We start from the raw sequence: 21,182 nt of genomic DNA on the forward strand, positions 1-21,182 counted from the left end.
CTTACTATTGAGTTACAACGGTTAATGTTTATCGAGCTTAATGTTCTATTTCGCTTGCTGACATTTGTTTTCAGCCATGCAGGCAGGCGATAAATAGGCAAATAAATACTTTTTTATTTTCATTTGCTTATAAATAGTTTTTACTAGAGAAGACGTATTATTTGTAAGTTTAAATAGTTGTGCAGAAGTTATGGTCTTTGTTCTGTACTTTTTTATTTGATTATCAATGTCATCTTTTACCGGGCAAAACTAAACATCTTTAATAAGGTTGTGTAGACTGGCTTTACAAAAGATTCACACCCCAACGCGTGCACACAAGGGGACTCAAAAAGACAATGCTCAATGCAGATTAGAGAAAAACTCAGTTTAATCGTCATCGTCAGTATTCTATTGACTTCCATACCCGCCGCTATTTGGGTAAGTGCTTATTCAAAAGAAAAGCTTCTTAACCGAGAGGTGAATAATCTACTGGCTGTGACTCAGAATCAGGTCGATATCACTTCTCAGAAGCTCAGTTATGCAGAACCTAAATTAAAAGGCTTAGCCCGTTTACTACAAAGTGAATTAGATAAACCGGTTACAAAGGAAGAAATAGACAAGTTCTATCAAACAATAGAGCTGAATAGTGACGGGGTTTGGCGTAATAAGAAAGACCAGTTTGATGGTCAGGTCAATGCCGGGATTTTCATTCCTGACTCAGCTGATTTAACAGATAAACAGAAAGTGATGCATTTACGCATCAAGCAGGTGATGGATGTTTTTGGCTCATCTGCTAATCGTGTATTTGAAAATGTGTGGTATCTGTCACCTGATTTACGCAGTGAAGTTATTTTTGATTCTCATTATCCTCAATTTATATTTACTCAGCAGGCTGACAATGATTACACGCAAACGCCTTGGGTAAGCTTAACTTCTCCTTCTGAAAATCCCGACAAGCAATATACCTTTACACCGCCTTTATTTGATCCTGTTAATCAGATTTGGATGGTAAGTGCCTTATACCCGCTTTATGTCAATGGAAAGTGGGTGGGGTCGCTTGGTGAGGATATGCAATTAAGCAATGTGCTGGGCTTTACTTTCAATGAGCAACAACTTTACCCAGATACACAGCATTTCCTGTTGGATAAGCAAGGGAATTTCATTCTTGCAGGCCATTGGCAGGCAGAGCTTGAGTCAGGTGATGAAAAACAGGTGACAGATTTTCTCGATAAAGAGAATGCGCTTAAAGTCATGTTAAAACAGCCTGTTAAAGATAGTCCACAGATTGCGTCAAAAGATATTATCGTAAATGGAGAAAAGTATATTGCCATATCCATGTCGGTGGTTCCGGTTAATTGGCGCTACTTTAAACTCATTCCAATAGATGATTTGATTGAACCCGTTAATCGTTTATTAGCGATTCTGATAGCCGTATTATTTGCGGTCACTATTTTCTCTGGTTGGTTGATTACCGTTGCTGTGAATAAGAATGTGATTTCACGTATCACACGCTTGACCAGAGAAATGACACGTTTTGAGTCCGGACAAAAAGTGGCGTTGACAGCTGAGCTAAAAGGGAATGATGAAATTACCACTGCAGCCAGAGCATTCGACTCTATGGCTGAACGTATCGATTCATATTTAACGCGTATTGCGGAAAGCAAAAAGTCATTAGCTGAAAGTGAAAGCCGCTGGAAGCTGGCACTTGAGTCTACCGGTGACGGTGTTTGGGACGTCGATCTTGAAGCTGGCACAGCAAGTTATTCCGAGCGTTGGAAGAAAATGCTGGGCTATATGGATGACAGTTTCCCAGACACGCTAGACGAGACTTCCGAATACATACACCCAGAGGATAGAGAGCAGGCCAGACTGCGTTTCAGAGGATATATTTCAGGCGAGTATGCCAATTACCAAGATGAATTCCGAATGCTGTGTGGCGATGGCTCATGGAAGTGGATTATGGCGCGCGGCATGATCATCAAGCGTGATAGAGACTTACAACCTTTACGTATGATTGGTACCAGTACTGATATTTCCTACTTCAAGAAAATTCAGGATGAGTTACGCACTAATACAGCCAAACTCAGAGAATTACTAGAATATAGCCCGATTGCTGTTCGAATTGTTACCAATACCACCAAAAAAATTGTCTTTGCGAATAAACGTTATGCGGAGCTGGTTAATCAGGATAAAGACAAATTAAACGATCTCAATCCCTTTGCCTTTTACGTTGATCCTACAGTGGTGAAAACCTATTTAAATCATATCGCTGAAGGTAAAACCATCTATAACCAACTGACAGAGCTTAATATCTACGGAGAAGGAACAAAATGGACACTCGCTTCTTACTTGCCAATTAAATATGGTGGTGAGGAATGCAATATCGGTTGGTTCTACGATATTACTGATCGTCTAAAAAACGAGGAAGCACTGCGTTTACATGCCAGCGTATTTGATGATGCCTGGGAAGGCATTCTGATTACTGACAAAGATAACCGTATTATTAGCGTGAACCGCGCATTTAGTGAGATCACTGGATACACACAGGAAGAATTAATCGGTGAAGATCCTAAAATTCTTGCTTCTGGTCGACAGGGCGCAGAGTTTTATGAAGAAATGTGGGAATGCATCCATACCGAAGGGCGTTGGCGTGGTGAAATATGGAACCGGAAGAAAAATGGGGAATTTTTTGCTGAAATCTTGACCGTAAGCGCAATAGAAAATGATGAGGGCGAGATTACCAATTATCTTGGGCTGTTTGTTGATATTACGGAGATTAAAAAAACAGAGCATCTGTTAGTCAATATGGCCCATTATGATGCCCTGACACAGCTCGCTAATCGAACACTACTTTCAGATAGGCTCGAGCAAGCTATCGCCATTGCTAAACGAAGTGAAAAATTGCTGGCGGTATGTTTTCTGGATCTGGATGGGTTCAAACCTGTCAACGATGAATTCGGTCACGAAATTGGCGATAAACTGTTGATTGCCGTGGCTGAAAGACTAGCCCAAGTTACTCGCTCCGGGGATACAGCTGCCAGAATGGGGGGCGATGAGTTTGTTGTACTTATCAGTAACATAAACAATATCGATGAGCTGGACCCCATTCTTACAAGACTCAGCCAGAAGATTGCTGAGCCGATCAAGATTAACCATCGTAAACATCACGTCACAGCCAGTATCGGCGTGGCTATATATCCCTTAGATAATGTGGACGGTGATACCTTGATTCGTCATGCGGATTTGGCCATGTATGAAGCTAAACAGGCGGGGAGGGATGGCTATCATATCTTTGATGCTAAGCTGGATCAGCAGATGCATGAATACCATTCCCAACTGGAGCGATTACATCTGGCATTGATTGGTGAAGAGTTCAGGCTTTATTATCAGCCAAAAGTGGACCTTCGCCATAACCGTGTTGTAGGTGTAGAAGCCCTTATCCGTTGGCAACACCCTGAAAGAGGTTTATTGGGTGCCATGGAATTTTTGCCTATTATTGAAGATCATGAGTTCAGTATTGAGTTAGGCGACTGGGTATTAAAAACGGCGTTCAACCAATTACAAACATGGCATGAAAACAATTTGCACATTCAAGTCAGTATCAATGTATCGGCCAGACACATTCAGCATGATGCCTTCTTAAACAAACTCGAATCATTATTGAAGCAATACAAGACTATAGCGGCAGATGATATCGAGCTGGAGATTCTGGAAACCTCGGCACTGGAAACGGTTCAGACAGCGCAGGTTGTGGCGGCCGCAAGTAGTTATTTGGGAGTACCGTTTGCTCTGGATGACTTTGGCACCGGTTATTCTTCGTTGTCGTATCTGAGAAAACTACCAGTCAGAACCTTAAAAATTGACCAGAGCTTTATCCGGGATATGCTGGGTAATGAAGAAGACATGGCGATTGTGAAAGGGGTGATTGAGCTAGCTCAAGTCTTTAAACGCAATATCATCGCCGAAGGTGTTGAAACTGAAGCGCATTTTAAACCGCTGATGGATATGGGCTGTGATATTGCGCAAGGTTACGCTATTGCTAAGCCCATGCCAGCAGACGAAGTGCTTGAGTGGGTAAAACACTATGAAAATGCGCACAGGAAGAACTAAGTTTATGGCCAATATTCTGCTTGATAAATCACATAAAAAACTCATTCAATCAGCGATTGAATTTGGTAATTGGTTATCAACTCAGACTTCCCTATCAGAAGATGATAAAAAAGCCGTGCAATCCATTCAGCAGGTATTAAATAAGCTGCCCAAAATAAACGATGGCACCTTAGCCATGTATGGCTTTAGTGTGGAACGCGGTGATGACGAGAAGGCGCTGATTCGGGGCTGGGATATTAGTGTCGAGTATTTTGCTCATGATCCGGAACAGCAAGGTGGTCTGGAAATATTCAGTTCTTATTTACCGATTCCTGAATCCACAGACAAAGATGTGTTGGCCATTAAAAAACAACATGAAGTGTATTTCCACTGGCCTATCGGTGATATTTGTAATCTGGTCAAACAAGAACAGGCGCAGCAGTGGATAACAGCAGTAAGCCAACCACAGGATATACTATCAGAGGGGGACAGACTTCGGGTGGAGATTGTGTATCAGGATTTTTACAGTGAGATTGAGTTGCCTGGCTGAATAGCAGGCAAAAAAAGTCTGAGAAACTCAGACTTTTACGTTTAGATTATTGCCTTGTGTGGCAGTAGGTGCAGGGACAGCAGATTCAATCAGTTTTAACGCATTGGCACCATCTAACTTGGCTTTGTTATTACTCATTTGAGCACTTTTGACCATCAGATAATCATCGATACTGATTTTCGGGCTGCCTTGTGTTGCTGAAATACTCATTTCTTACCTCCTACTTTTTGTGCCATCTTACATGACCTTAGTTATCTTCTACGATAAATAGTTCACATAATTCTTATATCGGCCTATTGCCATAACACTTTAGAATCAAATGCTTTTTGATTTTTTGTCATCGTTTTGACATCACGCTGTGGTTGACTTTCAGGATTGTAATCCAACTGCATAAAGCCAATGACAGCAGCGAGCATGACCCATTCATCCAAGGTGATTCCATTTTTACTCGATAACCATCTGGTGGATAGCTTTTCTTTTAATACGGCTGAATCGTTTCATAAACAGCAATTAATGCAGAATCCGTCTTTGCTGGTCAGCTTAGGATTAATTTCTGAACAACAGATGGTATCGGCGTATGTGAAGTCGCATGGCATAGAAAAGTGTGACATCAAAACGTTGCCAAGCGAAGCACCATCGCATGAGATAGCCACACGATTTCTGCAAGAAGCGGAATGTTTGCCTGTTTTTATCGACGAGGCTGAACTCACGCTTGCCATGGTGAATCCGGAAGATAGCTTTGCTTGTCGGTCGATAGCCCAGCTAACTAAGAAACGGGTAAAAAGGCTGGTGATTACTCAGAGTGAATTTAAGCAGTTATACCACCAATGGCATGCTGAGCAGCAGGATAAGCGTGTTGCTCATTCTGATCGCACACTCACAGATGCCGATGATGATTCCTCACTGGTTAATCGCCTGAAAGATATGGCATCACAAGAGCCCGTGGTGAAGCTGGTTAACTCGTTGCTCAATAAGGCTGTTGAGCTTAATGCCTCTGATATTCACATAGAACCTTTTGAGCATCATTTGGCGGTTCGCTATCGCATGGATGGTGTATTAAAGCAGCTCGATTCTCCACCTGTTAAATCCAGTGCTGCCGTAATATCCCGTATCAAAATAATGGCAGAGCTGAATATTGCTGAACGACGGCTGCCGCAAGATGGTCGGCTGCAAATTCATGCTGATGGTCGTTTGATAGATTGCCGTGTTTCCACCACGCCCACACTGCACGGTGAGAGTATTGTGATTCGTTTGCTTGATAAACAGAAGGTGACGCTGGATATTCAGCAACTGGGCTTGTCACCCCAATCATTAAACGGGCTGATAAAACAAATTAAACAACCACACGGCATTATTCTGGTGACGGGCCCCACCGGCAGTGGTAAAACCACGACCTTATATTCTGCTTTGCAGCAATTAAATACCGAAGAGAAAAAAATACTAACCGTCGAAGACCCGATTGAATATCAACTCACTGGCATCAACCAGATCCAGGTCAAACCGCGTATCGGCCTAGGTTTTGCCGAAGCGCTTCGTGCGCTGGTGAGGCAAGATCCGGATGTACTGATGATTGGTGAAATGCGGGATAAAGAAACCGCCTCAATAGCCATTCAATCAGCATTAACCGGCCATTTGGTGTTTTCAACGCTGCACACTAATGATGCCAGCAGTGCGGTAACACGCTGTTTGGATATGGGACTGGAGCATTATTTACTGGCCGCATCGCTGAATGCAGTGATGGCGCAGCGTTTGGTTCGTCGCCTGTGTTTGTCGTGTCGTGAACAAATGCCAATTAATGAAAGTACTTGGGGTACCCTCATCCCAGATTCGATTCCGTTTGATGACAAGGCGAGGTTTTATCGCGCTGTTGGCTGTGATGCTTGTCAAAATAGTGGCTATCACGGACGCACCATGATCAGTGAATTATTGATTATGACGGATGCCATCCGCCAATTGATATTACAAAAAGCCGATGCCAAAACTATTGAACAGAAGGCGATTGAGCAGGGTATGCAGACGCTGAAACAGGACGGCTTTCGCTTGGTGTTAGCTGGCATGACCAGTGTTGATGAAGTGTTACGGTTAACTCAGTCTGACCATACACATGACTAAGTTTGTTTATAAAGCTTTATCCGCCAAAGGCGAGATGATCACCGGCAGTAAAGAGGAAGTCGATCAGACTGCCGTGGTGCAATTCCTGCGTCAGTCAGGCTATGTTCCGGTCTCCATCAGCCAACAGTCGTGGCTGACAGGTTCATTCAATCTACAAAGAAAAAAGCCGCAAGCACCGCTATCACAAACATTGTTACTCACCTTTTTCAGTGAGCTGGCTACCTTGCTTGATGCAGGCCTGCCGGTAGATCAGTCATTAAAACGCATGGAAAGACTGACAAGTTCAACACCATTAAAAGAGACGCTGTCTGCCTTGCATCAGGGAGTAGCCGCTGGTGATAGTCTGGCAAAAGCCATGGCCGCTCAGGGACAACGTTTCACTGATTTACATATCAATATGGTGCTGGCGGGTGAGACGGGTGGACATTTACCCCAGGTGATGAATGAGTTGGCTTATTACCAGGAAACAATGGCCTCATTGCGTCGACAACTGATGTCGGCACTAAGCTATCCCATGATATTACTGGTTATGTCGATATTATCGATTGTGATGATGATGACCTACGTTATTCCTAAGTTTGTACCCTTATTTGAGGGGGCGGAGCAAACGATTCCCTGGCTGACACAACAGGTATTTGCCGTTGCTCATTTTTTTGAGCAGAGCTGGTGGCTACCTTTAGTGATATTTATTGTGATGGCTCTGGCTGTGGATGGTATACAAAAGCATCCAGCAGGTAAGGTTTGGCTGGATGGCAAAATACTCAAATTACCGATAATAGGTTCACTGATAACCGTTGTGAATATTGGCCGCTTTTCTCAGAGTATGGCGTCGATGTTGACTCATGGTGTTGGCTTAATTGAAGCCGTGAATATGGCATCCGGTGCGATTAATAATGGCAAAATTAAACAGGCATTGGCTGAAGTATCGAAGCAAGTAAGCCATGGCAGTTCGCTTGCCAAAGCATTAAAGTCGTTTTCCTGTTTTCCAAGTCTGTTAACAGAGCTTGTAGAAATCGGCGAACAAACCGGCCAGTTGGAGCCGATGTTCAGCAAGGTGGCAAAAGCCTATCAACTGCAAGTCGAAGACAGGACCAAACAATTATTAAGCCTGGTTGAACCTGTATTAATCATTGGTTTGGGTGGCATTATTGGTGTCATCATTATTTCTATTATGCTGGCGATGTTAGGACTAAATGATTTGGTCCGTTAGTGCCTGTCATTAAAGTTTCATTTTTAGTGGTTATATTCCGCTGATGATGAAAAAAAATAATCGTGGTTTTAGTCTTATCGAATTGCTGGTGGTGCTGGCTATCTTAGCTTTGCTGGTCGGTCTGGTCGGTCCTAGAGTGATGAAACAGTTAGGTGGGGCGAAAGCTGATACGGCTGTGTTACAGATCGCTGACCTGCAAGCCTCACTTGATATCTACTATCTGGATATGGGCGTGTATCCCACTTCTGCTCAAGGTTTAAATGCACTGATTGAAAAGTCGGCTGATCTCTCTGGCTGGAATGGCCCTTATCTCAAAAAGAAAAAAGTCCCAGTCGATCCCTGGGGGCATGCCTATCATTATGTTTCACCCGGTAAATATGGTGACTATGACTTGTATTCATTAGGTGCCGATAATCAGCAGGGTGGTAGTGGTGACGATCAAGATATCAATAGCTGGGAGTAACAATATTGTCACGCTCGGCAATAGCAAAAGGCTTTACCTTAATTGAGCTATTAGTCGTGATGACGCTGATGGTCATGCTGATGACTTTATTACCTCCGTTATTTCGTCCGGTGATGGAACACCATAGTCTGTATGCGGAATCTCAGCGCTTAGTGTTGTTAATGCGGCAAGCCCGCAATGAAGCGATGCTGACTCAACAAACGCAATACGTTGAGCTGAATGTCACCAACCAACAAATTGCTCACAACAATCAGCGTATGCAACTGGCGGCGAGCACAAATCTGGATGCCTATGTAGCAGACCGGACAAATGCAAAGAACCAGGGAAGCATTGTTTTTTATGCCGATGGCAGTAGTAGTGGCGGTCAATTAGTGCTGACAGACAAACATTATGCCTATGGCATCGATGTGAACTGGGTGACCGGGCAAATTCAGTTAAGTAAACAGTTGCCAATGTGATGAAACAGCGTGGTTTTAGTTTACTTGAGTTACTGGTGGCTTTTAGTTTGATGAGTGTGTCTTTAGTCATCCTGTTTCAGTTATATGCAAAAGGCCAGCAGGTTATACGCTTAGGCAATGATTACAACGTGGCGACAACGATTGCAGAGTCATTGATTGCTCAGGCGACATATCAAACCAGTGGAACACAACAATCTGGCATCACCGAGAAGCAGTTTCATTGGCAGTTAACGATTCAGCCGACAAACGGCAATATGCAATCAAAACTACCATTGAGAGAGGTCAGCGCCAATGTGTCATGGCAACGTTCAGGTAAACCGTACCATGTACATCTTTCTACGTTAGTGCCTGTCAGCAAGGCCACACCATGAAAAAACAGTCAGGTTTTACCTTGTTGGAGATGCTTATTGCCATCAGTTTGATGACGATTATGCTGGGTTTGTTGTTCAGTGCCTCACGTACGCTCAGTGGACAGACTCAGTCTGGCATTGATCAGGTGCAAATGAATGATGATATCCGGCTGGTGATTCAGTTTGTCAGGAGACTTATCAGTCAGACATCACCGATTGTGATGAATCAGGGCACCTCACATCCTGTGTTATTTTCAGGAGCAAAACATCAGCTTGGATTTGTCTCTACTTTACCTGCTCATGCCGGTGGTAACAGTCTGTATTGGGTTGAGTTGATGCTTAAAGAAAACCAATTGGTGATGAATTATCAGCCATTACTGAGTCTGCATAAAAATCATAAGGATATTCAGCAGATTACGCTGTTAAATGGCGTGGCATCATTGGATTTTTCCTATGCAGAACTTCATAACAACATCACACCAAAATGGCATTCAGCCTGGCGAAAAAGTCAGAAACTACCGCCAATGATTTCAATGACTCTGGCACAGAAAAACCAGGCAGAAAAATATCCAATCGTGGTGTCTTTGCCTGCCCAGGTGACGCGGATGCGGGATCATCTCAGTGTGCAGCGTAGTGACTCATGAGCTCAGTCAAACAGCAAGGTGCAGCGTTATTGATCGTGCTCTGGATGATCGCGCTTTTGATGATTTTAGCCGTGAGTTTTAGCCAAACCATGCGTATTGAAACGCAACAAATCAAACAGCAGCAGGAGGCGTTGGCAAGTAAATATCTGGCAATGGATGGCGTGTGGCAGGTGATCCAAGCATTAGTTGATGAGCGTAGTGACAGACTGACCAATGGCACCCGGTACAAGATGATGACGGATAAAGGCACCTTATTTCTCCAGATTCAGGACCAAAATGGATTGCTTGATGTTAATTACGCCCCGGCTGAATTAATCACTTCCGTATTAAAAATAAAAGGCTGGTCTTCACATGCGGCTGAACAATATGCCGATCAAATTGTTGATTGGCGTGACCGTGATAGTGAACGTCTCCCCGCCGGAGCTGAACGTTTACATTACCGATCTGCCGGGCGAGATAACTCACCCAAAAATGCCGCTTTTAATAGTCTTGAAGAGCTGCGTTTGCTGTTGTCGATGGACGAGCAGAATTATCAAAAGATAGCCCCGTTGATGACGGTGTATTCTCAACAATCGGGTCTTAACTTATCTGTACTACCAGTAAGTCTCTACAGTGAAAATGAGCGGAAACGTCTTAGTGAACTGCCTAATGATCAATTACAACGACTTCCCGCCGGTCGTTGTTTTGTCATCATCAGTCGCGCCGAGGTTAAAAAAAGTGTGGCGAGTCTGAAAGTGGCGGTATTGCTGAATCCGGAGCAAACCAAGGATTATGCAATTTTGTCCTGGCAGGCTATCACAGGAGTTGAGTCCTGATGTTCTGGCAACAACTCAGACAAGGCATTGCGTCTGCCTGGAAATGGTGGTTGTCACAGCTTAATGCTGGGCTGCCTAAACGCTGGCAATATCAAACTGATATTCGCCGTCGACGATTATGTATCAGCTTCCATGAGGATCGTTATCAGTTAACGCTATGGTCTAAGGCTGGAGATGACATTCGTTGGCAAGCCACAACAAAGCGTGCTGATAAGCTCACCCTGCCTAAAAAAACGAGTCCGAACAAGAGTGTCTTATTGCTTGATGAACAGCAAGTATTGTCTCGTCAACTAACGATTCCACGTTCAGCAAAACACAATATTGCCGAGCTATTGTGCTTTGAAATGGATAAGTTCACGCCTTTTCAGGCCGAGCAGGTGAGCTTTGACTGGGTTGAGCTGGAAGAACAAGACGATCCGGAGCTGATTCAGCTTCGCTTGTTTGTCATGCTGCGTGAAGATATCGAACAGCATCAACAACGCCTGAAACCTTTAGGCATTAGTATCGACAGGGTGTCTGTTCAAGACAGTCTATATCGTGATCGGGTGAATTTATTAGGTTCACTGTCTTCAAAAAACGCATGGTCAGCGTATGTTTGGCCCGCATCGGCCCTGGTCTGCCTACTTTGTGCGCTTTATCTGCCCTTGTCTTTTTATGAAACCCAGCTGCAACAGCAACAAAAAAGTCTGACGGCTTTACGTACAAAGGCAATGCATGATGTGAAGAAGCAACAACATGGTGAATATACGCTGGCACAATTTCGTGAGTTAGCAGAGCAACAACGACAGCAGCAGTGGTTAGCTGTGCTTAATACCCTGAGTGAGGTGTTGCCAAAAGACACCTGGGTAAGACGCTTCCAGGTCAGAGACAACACCATTGAGATTCAGGGCGTGTCGACATCAGCAACCACACTGCTTTCCTTATTAGCTAAGACAAAACAATTTACCGACGTGACTTTCAAGGCGCCTGTGACCTTTGATAAGCAACTGGGCAAAGAAAGGTTTTTTATCACCATGAAGCGAGCCACCGATGCGAGCTGAGCTATCACGTTTTTATCCGGCACTAGCTTGGTCAGTACTCATTCTGGTCATTGTATTTTTCTGGCTGGTGATTATCAATCCGGCCTTGTCTGTTCGGCAGCACTACACCAGTGCACTGGAAGAGACTCGATTTATGCAGCAAAAATTATCGCGTCAGTTAGAACAACCATCAGTATTGCTGACTGAGGATGAAACGAGGCAGTTGGCAGATCGCTTTTTATTTCATGGTGAATCAAAAGCCTTGATGGCTGCACAAATGCAGTCATTGGTAGCTAAACATCTGGATGACTTGGGCCTGACTAAAATGAGTGCCGAGACGACGCTTGTCGAGCAGGACAAAGGCTTTGACCAGATTCAGTTACGTCTTCAGTTCCAGACCGATTTGAAAGGTCTAGTGGCCTTTTTATCCCGTATTGAATCACAGCAACCGTTACTGCTCATTGATGAATTATCTATTGTGGTGAATGACGATAACACTCAGTCATCATCCCCCCAGCTTGAAGTACAAACCATGATGACCGGCTTTTATCAAACAGAGAAAACGGAGAAGGCATCATGAGCTGGGTTGTTATTAGCTCATGGCTGCTAATCATTTTATCAATGGTGAGTGTGGCAATCGAGTACAGACATGCTCATGCTGAACCTGCTGTTACTGATGCTCCGGTTAACCGTCAGCAGACTTTGTCTGATAAGCAGAGCACTGTTATTAATTTACCGTCACCGTCTGCTACTGATGCTTTGTTAACCCAGGCGATTTTCTCATCAAGCCGTTCTGTAGAGGCATCGATACAGCAAACCGCGGAGCCGACTGAACACACCATATTTTTAAATCATTATCGTCTCTCAGCGGTGGCCATAAGTGAAAACTCGTCAACGGTATTAATGACAGATGATAAAACCAACAAGGTGAAACATTTACAGCTAAACGATGAGCTGGATGGCTGGACATTAGAGGATATTTCATCGATAGCAGCCGTATTCAGTAAAGCCGATAAGCGGCGTCGTGTGATGTTGTTTAATCCGCAAAAACCGTCATTAGCAACTACGATTTCTACAGATGTCATCACAACTGAGCGGGAAAGTTCGCCCACTTTTGTATCCGGCACTACCTTGGATGACGATCCGTATCAATAATGTCACATTCATTTCATATGCTTGTCGGTTATGAATTCAATAAGCGAGTGATACAAACACATGATTAGGCTAGCAGCAATAGTCGTATCGTTAATAGTGCTGGCGGGGTGTCAGCATCTGACTGGCACCAAAGTACAACAGCCAGCCAAACTGGCAGGCAATAGTGTCAATACCCCCGTTTCAACTACGCCTATCAGTCAGCACATTACATCTTCAGATGATACGAAACCGCTGCAGAAAACGGTGGTTTATGGAGACAATCCCACATCGCAAATTCCTCGCCAGCAGTTTTCTAGCAATGCTGAACACAACGATATTACGCTCAATTTTGAAGCCGTCGCGCTGGCTGATTTTGTCCGTGTTGTATTAGGCGAAATTTTGGCAGTGAATTACTCAATGGATAAAAACCTAACAGGGCAAGTCACTATTCAAACACCAAGTCCCATCGCAAAAGAAGCAGTATTGCCGATGCTGGAAAGTGTATTGGCAATGAATAATGCTCGATTAATGGTGAACCATGACTTTTATCAGGTGGTGGCATCCGATCAGGCATTATCCCGTACATCAGGTAATACCCAGTCAGGTTATGGGGTGCATGTCATCCCTCTGCGTTATATCAGTGCTGCTGAAATGGCGAAGATTTTAATGCCTTATGCTGGGAAGGATACCGATATCCAAGTTGATCAAAAGCGTAATCTGGTTTTATTACGTGGCAATCAACAGGATGTGCAAACACTGACGCAGACGATTTCTGTGTTTGATGTCGACTGGCTGGCGGGGATGTCTGTCGGTATTTATCCAATAAAAAATGCTTCTGTGAACGACATTCAGCGTGAATTGGAAACTATTCTGTTAACAGCTGCGGCAGACAATAATGAGCCGTCAGCTAATGGTCCCGTGCGCTTAATGGCTATTAATCGTCTTAATAGTATTTTAGCGATCAGTGCAAACCGAGCATCGCTGTTAAATGTGGAACGTTGGGTTGAGCGCTTAGATATGGCTTCGAATCTAGGTAAACAGCAACTGTATGTCTATAAAGTCCAGAATGCCAAGGCGAAGCAGCTGGCGGATGTTCTGGCTCAGGTGTTTGGTGCCAATATCCAACAGCTGGCAGATTCTAAGACAGAAAAACAAACACTGGCCCCAGGTGAAACCCAAGTCCATTTGGGCTCAACACAGACAACATTAAATAATCCAGACCAGAGCTTATCTGCATCTCAAGCGAATAAAGCGCGTTTCTTAAATGATGAGGTCGATATTATTGCCGATGATGTGCGTAATGCGCTGGTAATTATGGCTACAGCCAAAGATTACGACATGATTGAGCGTACGATTAAACAGCTTGATACCGTGCCGATGCAGGTATTAATTGAAGCCAGCATAATTGAAGTCACCTTATCAGATGAGCTTAATTTTGGTGTGGAGTGGTTTTTTAAAAATGGTATAGGTAGCAAGCAAGGTAATAGTCAACTGGATTTAGGTAATTCTGGCATTAATGCTAAAACACCGGGCTTTTCGTTTACCGTGGTGGACAGCTTAAGCAATGTCCGCTTTGCGTTGAATACACTTGCCGCTCAATCAAAATTGAATGTTTTATCGTCGCCGTCTTTGATGGTGTTGGATAACCAACCTGCCAAAATCAATGTTGGTGATGAGATTCCTATCCCCACCCGACAATCAGTGAGTAATACTGATGCCACTGCACCAACAGTCAATGAAATTGATTTTCGTAAAACTGGTGTGTCGTTAACCGTATTACCACGTGTCAATAATAGTGGTCTTGTTACTATGGAAATACGTCAGGAAGTCAGTAATGCCGTGCAAACAACCACCTCGACGATTGACGCCCCCACCATCCAGCAACGAGAAATTCAAAGTGTGGTTGCTATCAATTCTGGTGAAACCATTGTGCTTGGTGGCTTAATTCAGGACAGCAAAACCAATAATGACAGCGGCGTACCAGGACTACATAAATTACCGGTTTTAGGGTATTTATTCGGGCAAACCTCAGACGCGGTGAGAAGAACGGAACTATTGGTATTAATCACACCAAGAGTGATTCGAGACCGCACATCGGCGCAGGCGGTAACCGAAGAGTTAAGAAACAAAATGCTGACAATAGAAGAAATCCCGGCATCTGTCTCAGGGAAAATATAAAACTCATACCTCAGTCTGGTTTCTGGGGCGAATGTGACTCAGTTCACATAATTGTCATCAATGCTTAACTTGGATGTCATCAATAACAATTACGCTGTATCCGTTAGCCAACCAAACACTTTAAATTGTCTTATGGGAGAGACACATGTCAAACAAGCTACCTTTATTATTGGGTGCAGCAACTTTAGCATTAAGCGTAACAGCTTATGCTAAACAACCTGTTCTAACTGATTATCAAGTTAACAGTGACTGGTATACCGACGCTGTTGAAAAAATGGATAACAAACCAGCTTATAAAAATGCACACAAAGCAAAAAATGTGATTTTATTTGTCGGTGACGGTATGGGCATTTCTACTATTACAGCTGCCCGTATTTTAGAAGGCCAGTTAAATGGCAAACCAGGTGAAGAAAACCGCCTGATCTTTGAAACATTTCCGTTCACAGGCCTGGCAAAAACATACAACGTTGATGCTCAAACACCTGACTCTGCTGGTACGATGACGGCCATGATGAGTGGTGTTAAAACAGATGCCGGTATCATTGGTATTGGTGAAGATGTTCACCGTGGTGTGTGTTCAACAATGAACGGCCATGAACTGGTGACAGCGCTTGAGCTGGCTGAAATCGCTGGTAAATCAACAGGTATCGTCACAACAGCACGTATCACTCACGCCACACCTGCAGCGACTTATGCAAAATCAGTGGATCGTGACTGGGAAGACGTTTCAGATATGCCTGCGTCAGTTACCCGCCGTGGCTTACCCTGTAAAGATATTGCCAAACAATTGGTTGAATTTGAAAGCAACCTGAAAAATCGTTATCCAACAGCAAAACGTATTAACGGTATCGAAGTCGCTATGGGTGGTGGTCGTCGTCACTTCTTACCAAAAAATCCTGCCTTTAATAGCCCTGATGCAGTCAGCTCAGTTGAAGGTGACAGAACAGATGGTCGTAACTTAGTTGCTGAATGGCAAACAACTTACCCAACAGGTAAGTATGTTTATGATAAAGCAGGATTTGATGCGATTGACCCAGCGAAAACCGATAAAATCTTTGCTCTGTTTAATGAATCACATATGCAATATGAAGCTGACCGTGGCAATGACATTGCCGGTGAACCTTCATTATCTGAAATGACGGAAAAAGCTATTAAAGTATTGAACAAGAACGATAGTGGTTTCTTTTTAATGGTGGAATCAGGTCGTATTGACCATGCTCATCATGCGGGTAATGCACATGGTGCTTTAAATGAAACTATTGAGTTTGCTCATGCGGTTAAAACAGCATTAGAAAACACTAATCCTGAAGAAACATTGATTATCGTGACTGCGGATCATAGCCATGTATTCACAATGGCGGGTTATCCAAAACGTGGTAATCCTATTTTAGGTAAAGTGGTCAGCGTTGGTTCAAATGAGCCTGCATTAGCTGCTGATGGTAAACCTTATACCACTCTGGGTTACACCAACGGTCTTGGTTTCCGTGACTTAGGTAATGAAACAGATGCTGATGCGAGCTATAGCGCAGGTCCTGATACTGGTCGTAAAGACTTAACAGCAGTGAATACAGAGCTGTCAGGTTATCACCAGGAAGCATTAGTTCCACTGGGTTCTGAAACACATGCAGGTGAAGATGTGGCGATTTTTGCTACTGGTCCAGGTGCCAATGCGGTGACAGGTGTGAATGAACAAAACTTGATTTATCACATTATGAACCAGGCAGCACGTTTGGAAGTTAAAGCAGAAAAAGCGATTAAGTAACATCAACGTAGAAAAAGAGAGGGGTGGACGTGAGTCCGCCCCTTTTTTTCGTTGGCACACATCAACAATTTAAGGTTATAGAGATGAAATATCGTTTATTAGTGAGTCTATTATTAGCATCCCCATTGCTGGTCCAAGCTAATGACAGCTGTTCAATTGATCCCGAGGTGTTAGGCGCTAGTTATCAAATGACCGACAGCGATTCTGATAAAAAAGCGACCATGATGTTATGGCGTCAACATCAGCGCGTCAGTAATCAATTTACTCAGTCAGGCATAACTGACATGTGGGAACACACGCATAATGGCCAACTAAGAATGGTCAGGTTTTTTGATAAAGAGCAACATGCTATTGAATATCAGCCAGGAGAAGTGAAATATGCCAATGCGGATAGTCAATGGCAGCAAGTGCATGAATTAATTACTGATAATCTGAAAAGCAATATGACCTTGGTTTCAAGCTCAGGTGAAGGTTGTGACAAAGTGGAAACCTATCAGTTAACTGAGGGTGATAGCCAACTGCAACTTGAATGGTTACCTGCATTATCACTGGTAAAAAGCTGGAAAAATGATACTGACGGTCATGTACAGACATGGCAGTTAACTCAGCTGATTAAAGATGAAAACGCTGTTAATGCCAGCTTTAAAATGCGCGATGATTATCAAACAACAGATTATGCCGATATTGGTGATAGTGAATCAGATCCGTTTATAGCGAAGATGATTAACCAGGGTTATATCGACCATGGTCCTTCCGGTTTTTATAACAGTGAAGGTGAGGATATCGGTCATCCGCATCATCATTAAGTAAAAGTGAAACCCAGTTAAAACCCTGTTTCAGTCTCTGAAACGGGGTTTTTTAATTTAGCGATAGTGCTACCTGACTGATGACGATATAGCGAATCAACTTGCCAGCTGTGACTAACACGACAAACCAGCCTAGATGTATTTTTATGAGTCCTGCCATAACAGTTAATGGATCACCAATGACGGGCAGCCAGGCAAAACACAGGGAAATAAGACCATATTTCTTAAACCGGTTTTCCGCTTTTCTGATATCGCTTTCTGATATCCGTAACCATTTGTTTATGACTGCAGAACTGGCCCAATAACCTAAAGCATAATTCAGCATTGATCCAAGCACGTTTGCCACGGTGGCTGTGCTGATGAGTAAAGTCGGTGATAATCCTTTGACTAATAGTGTGCTCAGAACGAATTCAGAGCTAAGTGGCAGTAGCGTGGCAGATAAAAAGGCTGAGATAAAAAGCCCTGGATAACCCAGGCTAACAAAATAATCCATTCAGGCGGTTACTCGATGGCGTGATGGTGGAGAAGTCAAACTGATACACTCCTTGGAAATATCGAATCATACATAAAAAAAGGGAGCCTAAGCTCCCTAATCTTGAACGACGATTTTCTAAATCTGGATTATGCAGCAATCGCTTTTCTACGAAAGCCTAAGAAACCTAATAAAGCAGGTGCTAATAAGAAAAGTGCCGCAGGAACAGGTACAGCCGAAACAGATAGGCTGTAATTTAAAGCTTTACCCGTTGCGTCATAGATATCCAACACATAAGTCAGACCTGCTGTTAATACTGCAGTGAAACTGAAATCACCTGTAATGTTGAAATTTTGAATAGCACCACCTAAAACACCAAATGCAATAGTTGCATTATCAAGATTAGACTCTGGATTAAATGACCATTCAATAACTACGGGTGTTGCGTCATTAGTAAATAAACTGAACGAAGATTCCCATGCGCCATTACCTGTAGTACCACTCGCTAATACAGTGCTGCCATTAGCAAGATCAATTTCCTGAGTAGCATTATTGGTGAAAGCTGGGTCACCTTTTGTTAAGTTAAGTGTTGCTGCGTTGGCGGCAACAGAGAAAAATAGTGCTATGACAAATAGCATCGCTTTTTTCATGATAATTTTCCTTCTGCATAAGTTGAAAAAACAAGCAATGCAACCCAGCCATCTTCAAATTTGAAGATCTGTGGCTTTCCGACCCCGCCTCACGACGAGTTTGGCTTTGATTAAATGGATGAAAGTGATAAACCACCCAACTGGTAAAGTGGTGAATTATTCATCTGCCGCTTAGTGTATAGAGGCTCTATTACAAGAAAATGTCAGAGTGAGTAATTGATTTAAATAAAATTTTTATCAAGTCAGTTGAATAACTTAACGGGCATATTTCCCGTTTTAAACTGGTGTATAGTCTGAAAATAATAATAAAAAAATATATATCAGAGAGGAGAGAGCAATATGGCAAGCGTACTAAAAACGACGCATCATGGTGGCTGTCCACATGATTGTCCGGATACCTGTTCGATGGTCTATGAGGTGGAAAACGGTCAATTAACTTCAGTCAAAGGCAATAAAGAACATCCGATGACGCGTGGCGGCTTATGCGTCAAACTCAAAGACTATGAAAAGCGTCACTATCATCCGGATCGTCTGTTGTATCCGATGCGACGTAGCGGTCCCAAAGGCAGTGGTCAGTTTGAGCGTATTAGCTGGGATGAGGCACTGGATGAAATTACCACGCGCTGGAAAGCAATTATTGATGAGTATGGACCTCATGCCATTATTCCCTATAGTTATTTGGGTAATCAGGGCTTAGTTCATGGCCTGAATGGTGGCGATGCCTTTTTTAACAAAATGGGGGCAACTGTTTGCGAACGTACTTTTTGTGGAGAAGGTTCCTGCACGGCCTGGTTACTGACTGTAGGGCCGACTGCAGGTGTCGATCCCGAGAGTTTTATTCATTCTAAATACATCGTTATCTGGGGCTGTAACTCTGTCAGCACCAATGTTCATCACTGGCATATCGTGAAAGATGCACAGAAAAATGGTGCCAAGGTGGTGGTGATTGATCCGTATAAATCCAAAACCGCTAAAGAGGCTGACTGGCATATCGCGCCAAAACCCGGTACCGATGGTGCACTAGCCATGGCGATGATGCATGTCATCATTAAAGAAGGTTTACAGGACCAGGACTATATTGACAACTACACCGTTGGTTTTGATGCCTTGGCAGAAAGAGCCAAGACCAGAACACCTGAATGGGCTGCGACTATCACGGGGATTTCCGCGGATGATATCCGTCAATTTGCCCGTGAGTTTGCCACGACTCAACCTGCTGCAATTCGCCTTGGGGTAGCGGTTGAACGCAACTATGGTGGTGGTCAGGCCATCCGTGCGATTACTTGTTTGCCAGCATTAACCGGCGCATGGCGGCATGTCGGCGGCGGTGCTTTGCAGTTCCCGGTATGGGAGCACCCCTATAAATTTGATGTGATTTGTCGTCCCGATCTTATTCCTGAAGGCACGCCAGTGGTCAATGCAATTCAGATAGGACGTGCTTTGACTGGGGAACTGAAACTCGATACGCCCATAAAATCGATGATGTGCTGGAATGCTAATCCTGTCACTCAGGCGGCTGAAACTAATAAAATTGTCGAAGGCTTAATGCGGGAAGACCTTTTCCTGGTGGCGGCAGAGCATTTCTTATCTGATACCGCCTCTTTCGCTGATATTGTCTTGCCAGCTTCGATGGGAGCGGAGATGGAAGATATGGTGCTGTCATGGGGACATCTATATCTTACCTATAACGAAAAATGTGTGGATTCGCCGGGTGAAGCTATTCCCAATAATGAGATATTCAGACGTCTGGCAGCCAGAATGGGCTACCAAGAAGAGAACTTTAGCTGGTCAGATAGCGAATGTCTGGAAAACTATGTTGATTGGGACTCGCCAGCCTGCGAAGGCATCGATTTGGCTTATTTGCGTGAACATGGTTTTGCCAAATTAAAGGTCGGCACAAAAGATGATCGTGCCCCACATCGTGAGGGTAATTTTCCCACACCCAGTGGTAAGTGTGAGCTGGAAATTAAAGGTGCCACCAATTTTGTCGCCGGACCTTTCCGACAAATGTATGACGGCTTTCAGCCTGGTGAGGCCTTAGACAGTCTGCCTGATTATGTGTCATCACGGGAAATACCCGAGGCAAACCCTCAGTTAGCAGAAAAATATCCACTCAATATTATTTCGCCGAAAAGTCATGGTTTCCTTAATTCTTGTTATGCCAATATGGAGAATAAGATTAAAGGTCAGGGTGAACAGTTTGTGATGATAAGTCCTATTGATGCGGATTTGAGAAATATTCAGAGTGGTGATGTGGTTTCTGTATTCAACGATAGAGGGATGTTTAAGGCTTTAGCTCAAATTACAGATGATGTCAGTCCCGGTATTGTGGTGGCAACACTCGGATATTGGCGACAATTAAATAACGGCACAGTGAATTGTGTCAGCTCGGCTGAGTTTGTGGATATGGGCCATGCACCTACGTTTACAGATAATTTGGTTCAGGTTGCTTTGTCAGCCTGAACATTTCGAAAAAAAGCCCGCGAAAGCG

20 protein-coding genes and 1 riboswitch are annotated in these 21,182 nt (G+C 43.7%); of the genes, 16 read left to right on the top strand and 4 right to left on the bottom strand.

All coding sequences use genetic code 11. From position 1 onward, the window contains the following. Window positions 1-342: 342 nt before the first annotated feature. Window positions 343-4,089, top strand: coding sequence for an EAL domain-containing protein (locus tag QQL60_RS03595; protein WP_007145452.1), 3,747 nt, complete (start codon window positions 343-345; stop codon window positions 4,087-4,089). Between the two features lie 4 nt (window positions 4,090-4,093). Continuing rightward, window positions 4,094-4,618: a hypothetical protein gene (locus QQL60_RS03600; protein ID WP_007145451.1), complete on the top strand. Its 525-nt coding sequence runs from the start codon at window positions 4,094-4,096 to the stop codon at window positions 4,616-4,618. Window positions 4,619-4,645: 27 nt separating this feature from the next. Here the strand turns inward: QQL60_RS03600 and QQL60_RS03605 are convergent, their stop codons facing one another. Beyond that, window positions 4,646-4,828 carry a hypothetical protein gene (locus tag QQL60_RS03605; protein ID WP_007145450.1) on the bottom strand — a complete coding sequence of 61 codons (183 nt, stop codon included), beginning with the start codon at window positions 4,826-4,828 and terminating at the stop codon, window positions 4,646-4,648. Window positions 4,829-4,911: 83 nt separating this feature from the next. Then, window positions 4,912-5,049, bottom strand: coding sequence for a hypothetical protein (locus tag QQL60_RS03610; protein WP_158005159.1), 138 nt, complete (start codon window positions 5,047-5,049; stop codon window positions 4,912-4,914). Here QQL60_RS03610 and QQL60_RS03615 point away from each other — a divergent pair. From QQL60_RS03615 to QQL60_RS03675, 13 genes are all read left to right on the top strand, one after another. Beyond that, a complete protein-coding gene (locus QQL60_RS03615) occupies window positions 5,033-6,730 on the top strand; it encodes a GspE/PulE family protein (RefSeq protein ID WP_007145449.1) in 1,698 nt (565 codons plus the stop codon). The genes QQL60_RS03610 and QQL60_RS03615 overlap by 17 nt on opposite strands. After that, window positions 6,723-7,940: a type II secretion system F family protein gene (locus QQL60_RS03620; RefSeq protein ID WP_007145447.1), complete on the top strand. Its 1,218-nt coding sequence runs from the start codon at window positions 6,723-6,725 to the stop codon at window positions 7,938-7,940. The genes QQL60_RS03615 and QQL60_RS03620 overlap by 8 nt, the downstream gene beginning before the upstream one ends. A 43-nt stretch (window positions 7,941-7,983) precedes the next feature. Further along, on the top strand, window positions 7,984-8,403 hold the full coding sequence (gene gspG, locus QQL60_RS03625) for a type II secretion system major pseudopilin GspG (protein WP_007145446.1): 420 nt from the start codon (window positions 7,984-7,986) through the stop codon (window positions 8,401-8,403). A gap of 5 nt (window positions 8,404-8,408) precedes the next feature. Beyond that, window positions 8,409-8,861, top strand: a complete 453-nt coding sequence (locus tag QQL60_RS03630) for a GspH/FimT family pseudopilin (protein WP_007145445.1) — start codon at window positions 8,409-8,411, stop codon at window positions 8,859-8,861. Further along, complete coding sequence (locus QQL60_RS03635; protein ID WP_007145444.1) at window positions 8,861-9,232, top strand: type IV pilus modification PilV family protein; 372 nt, start codon at window positions 8,861-8,863, stop codon at window positions 9,230-9,232. The genes QQL60_RS03630 and QQL60_RS03635 overlap by 1 nt, the downstream gene beginning before the upstream one ends. Next, entirely contained in the window at window positions 9,229-9,855 is a 627-nt protein-coding gene (locus QQL60_RS03640; RefSeq protein ID WP_284722451.1) for a type II secretion system protein GspJ, read from the top strand. Before QQL60_RS03635 ends, QQL60_RS03640 begins: the two co-directional genes overlap by 4 nt. After that, entirely contained in the window at window positions 9,852-10,670 is an 819-nt protein-coding gene (locus QQL60_RS03645; protein WP_007145442.1) for a type II secretion system minor pseudopilin, read from the top strand. Before QQL60_RS03640 ends, QQL60_RS03645 begins: the two co-directional genes overlap by 4 nt. Further along, a complete protein-coding gene (locus tag QQL60_RS03650; protein ID WP_284722452.1) occupies window positions 10,670-11,710 on the top strand; it encodes a PilN domain-containing protein in 1,041 nt (346 codons plus the stop codon). The genes QQL60_RS03645 and QQL60_RS03650 overlap by 1 nt, the downstream gene beginning before the upstream one ends. Beyond that, window positions 11,700-12,269: a type II secretion system protein GspM gene (gspM, locus tag QQL60_RS03655; RefSeq protein ID WP_007145440.1), complete on the top strand. Its 570-nt coding sequence runs from the start codon at window positions 11,700-11,702 to the stop codon at window positions 12,267-12,269. Before QQL60_RS03650 ends, gspM begins: the two co-directional genes overlap by 11 nt. Then, the gene (locus QQL60_RS03660) at window positions 12,266-12,844 is read left to right on the top strand and encodes a hypothetical protein (protein ID WP_007145439.1); all 579 of its coding nucleotides are present in this window, start codon (window positions 12,266-12,268) and stop codon (window positions 12,842-12,844) included. Before gspM ends, QQL60_RS03660 begins: the two co-directional genes overlap by 4 nt. Before the next feature lie 60 nt (window positions 12,845-12,904). Next, window positions 12,905-15,001, top strand: coding sequence for a type II secretion system secretin GspD (gene gspD, locus QQL60_RS03665; RefSeq protein WP_284722453.1), 2,097 nt, complete (start codon window positions 12,905-12,907; stop codon window positions 14,999-15,001). A 145-nt stretch (window positions 15,002-15,146) separates the two neighbouring features. Continuing rightward, window positions 15,147-16,763, top strand: coding sequence for an alkaline phosphatase (locus tag QQL60_RS03670; RefSeq protein WP_284722454.1), 1,617 nt, complete (start codon window positions 15,147-15,149; stop codon window positions 16,761-16,763). An 83-nt stretch (window positions 16,764-16,846) separates the two neighbouring features. Next, on the top strand, window positions 16,847-17,569 hold the full coding sequence (locus QQL60_RS03675; protein WP_284722455.1) for a hypothetical protein: 723 nt from the start codon (window positions 16,847-16,849) through the stop codon (window positions 17,567-17,569). A gap of 52 nt (window positions 17,570-17,621) precedes the next feature. Here the strand turns inward: QQL60_RS03675 and QQL60_RS03680 are convergent, their stop codons facing one another. Further along, window positions 17,622-18,062: a YqaA family protein gene (locus tag QQL60_RS03680; RefSeq protein WP_284722456.1), complete on the bottom strand. Its 441-nt coding sequence runs from the start codon at window positions 18,060-18,062 to the stop codon at window positions 17,622-17,624. 128 nt (window positions 18,063-18,190) lie between these two features. Then, entirely contained in the window at window positions 18,191-18,691 is a 501-nt protein-coding gene (locus QQL60_RS03685; RefSeq protein WP_284722457.1) for a hypothetical protein, read from the bottom strand. A gap of 35 nt (window positions 18,692-18,726) precedes the next feature. Then, a riboswitch (cyclic di-GMP riboswitch) is annotated at window positions 18,727-18,806 on the bottom strand. A gap of 224 nt (window positions 18,807-19,030) precedes the next feature. Between QQL60_RS03685 and QQL60_RS03690 the strand changes: the two genes are divergently transcribed. Next, window positions 19,031-21,154, top strand: coding sequence for a molybdopterin-containing oxidoreductase family protein (locus tag QQL60_RS03690; protein WP_007145433.1), 2,124 nt, complete (start codon window positions 19,031-19,033; stop codon window positions 21,152-21,154). Window positions 21,155-21,182 lie beyond the last annotated feature (28 nt).

It is taken from the genome of Methylophaga thalassica (genome assembly GCF_030159795.1).
GTDB lineage: Bacteria > Pseudomonadota > Gammaproteobacteria > Nitrosococcales > Methylophagaceae > Methylophaga > Methylophaga thalassica.

Coding starts and splice junctions, on each gene's coding strand:
- QQL60_RS03595 (WP_007145452.1), top strand. CDS start 343: ATGCAGATTAGAGAAAAACTCAGTTTAATCGTCATCGTCAGTATTCTA.
- QQL60_RS03600 (WP_007145451.1), top strand. CDS start 4,094: ATGGCCAATATTCTGCTTGATAAATCACATAAAAAACTCATTCAATCA.
- QQL60_RS03605 (WP_007145450.1), bottom strand. CDS start 4,828: ATGAGTATTTCAGCAACACAAGGCAGCCCGAAAATCAGTATCGATGAT.
- QQL60_RS03615 (WP_007145449.1), top strand. CDS start 5,033: ATGACCCATTCATCCAAGGTGATTCCATTTTTACTCGATAACCATCTG.
- QQL60_RS03620 (WP_007145447.1), top strand. CDS start 6,723: ATGACTAAGTTTGTTTATAAAGCTTTATCCGCCAAAGGCGAGATGATC.
- gspG (WP_007145446.1), top strand. CDS start 7,984: ATGATGAAAAAAAATAATCGTGGTTTTAGTCTTATCGAATTGCTGGTG.
- QQL60_RS03635 (WP_007145444.1), top strand. CDS start 8,861: ATGAAACAGCGTGGTTTTAGTTTACTTGAGTTACTGGTGGCTTTTAGT.
- QQL60_RS03640 (WP_284722451.1), top strand. CDS start 9,229: ATGAAAAAACAGTCAGGTTTTACCTTGTTGGAGATGCTTATTGCCATC.
- QQL60_RS03645 (WP_007145442.1), top strand. CDS start 9,852: ATGAGCTCAGTCAAACAGCAAGGTGCAGCGTTATTGATCGTGCTCTGG.
- QQL60_RS03650 (WP_284722452.1), top strand. CDS start 10,670: ATGTTCTGGCAACAACTCAGACAAGGCATTGCGTCTGCCTGGAAATGG.
- gspM (WP_007145440.1), top strand. CDS start 11,700: ATGCGAGCTGAGCTATCACGTTTTTATCCGGCACTAGCTTGGTCAGTA.
- QQL60_RS03660 (WP_007145439.1), top strand. CDS start 12,266: ATGAGCTGGGTTGTTATTAGCTCATGGCTGCTAATCATTTTATCAATG.
- gspD (WP_284722453.1), top strand. CDS start 12,905: ATGATTAGGCTAGCAGCAATAGTCGTATCGTTAATAGTGCTGGCGGGG.
- QQL60_RS03670 (WP_284722454.1), top strand. CDS start 15,147: ATGTCAAACAAGCTACCTTTATTATTGGGTGCAGCAACTTTAGCATTA.
- QQL60_RS03675 (WP_284722455.1), top strand. CDS start 16,847: ATGAAATATCGTTTATTAGTGAGTCTATTATTAGCATCCCCATTGCTG.
- QQL60_RS03680 (WP_284722456.1), bottom strand. CDS start 18,062: ATGGATTATTTTGTTAGCCTGGGTTATCCAGGGCTTTTTATCTCAGCC.
- QQL60_RS03685 (WP_284722457.1), bottom strand. CDS start 18,691: ATGAAAAAAGCGATGCTATTTGTCATAGCACTATTTTTCTCTGTTGCC.
- QQL60_RS03690 (WP_007145433.1), top strand. CDS start 19,031: ATGGCAAGCGTACTAAAAACGACGCATCATGGTGGCTGTCCACATGAT.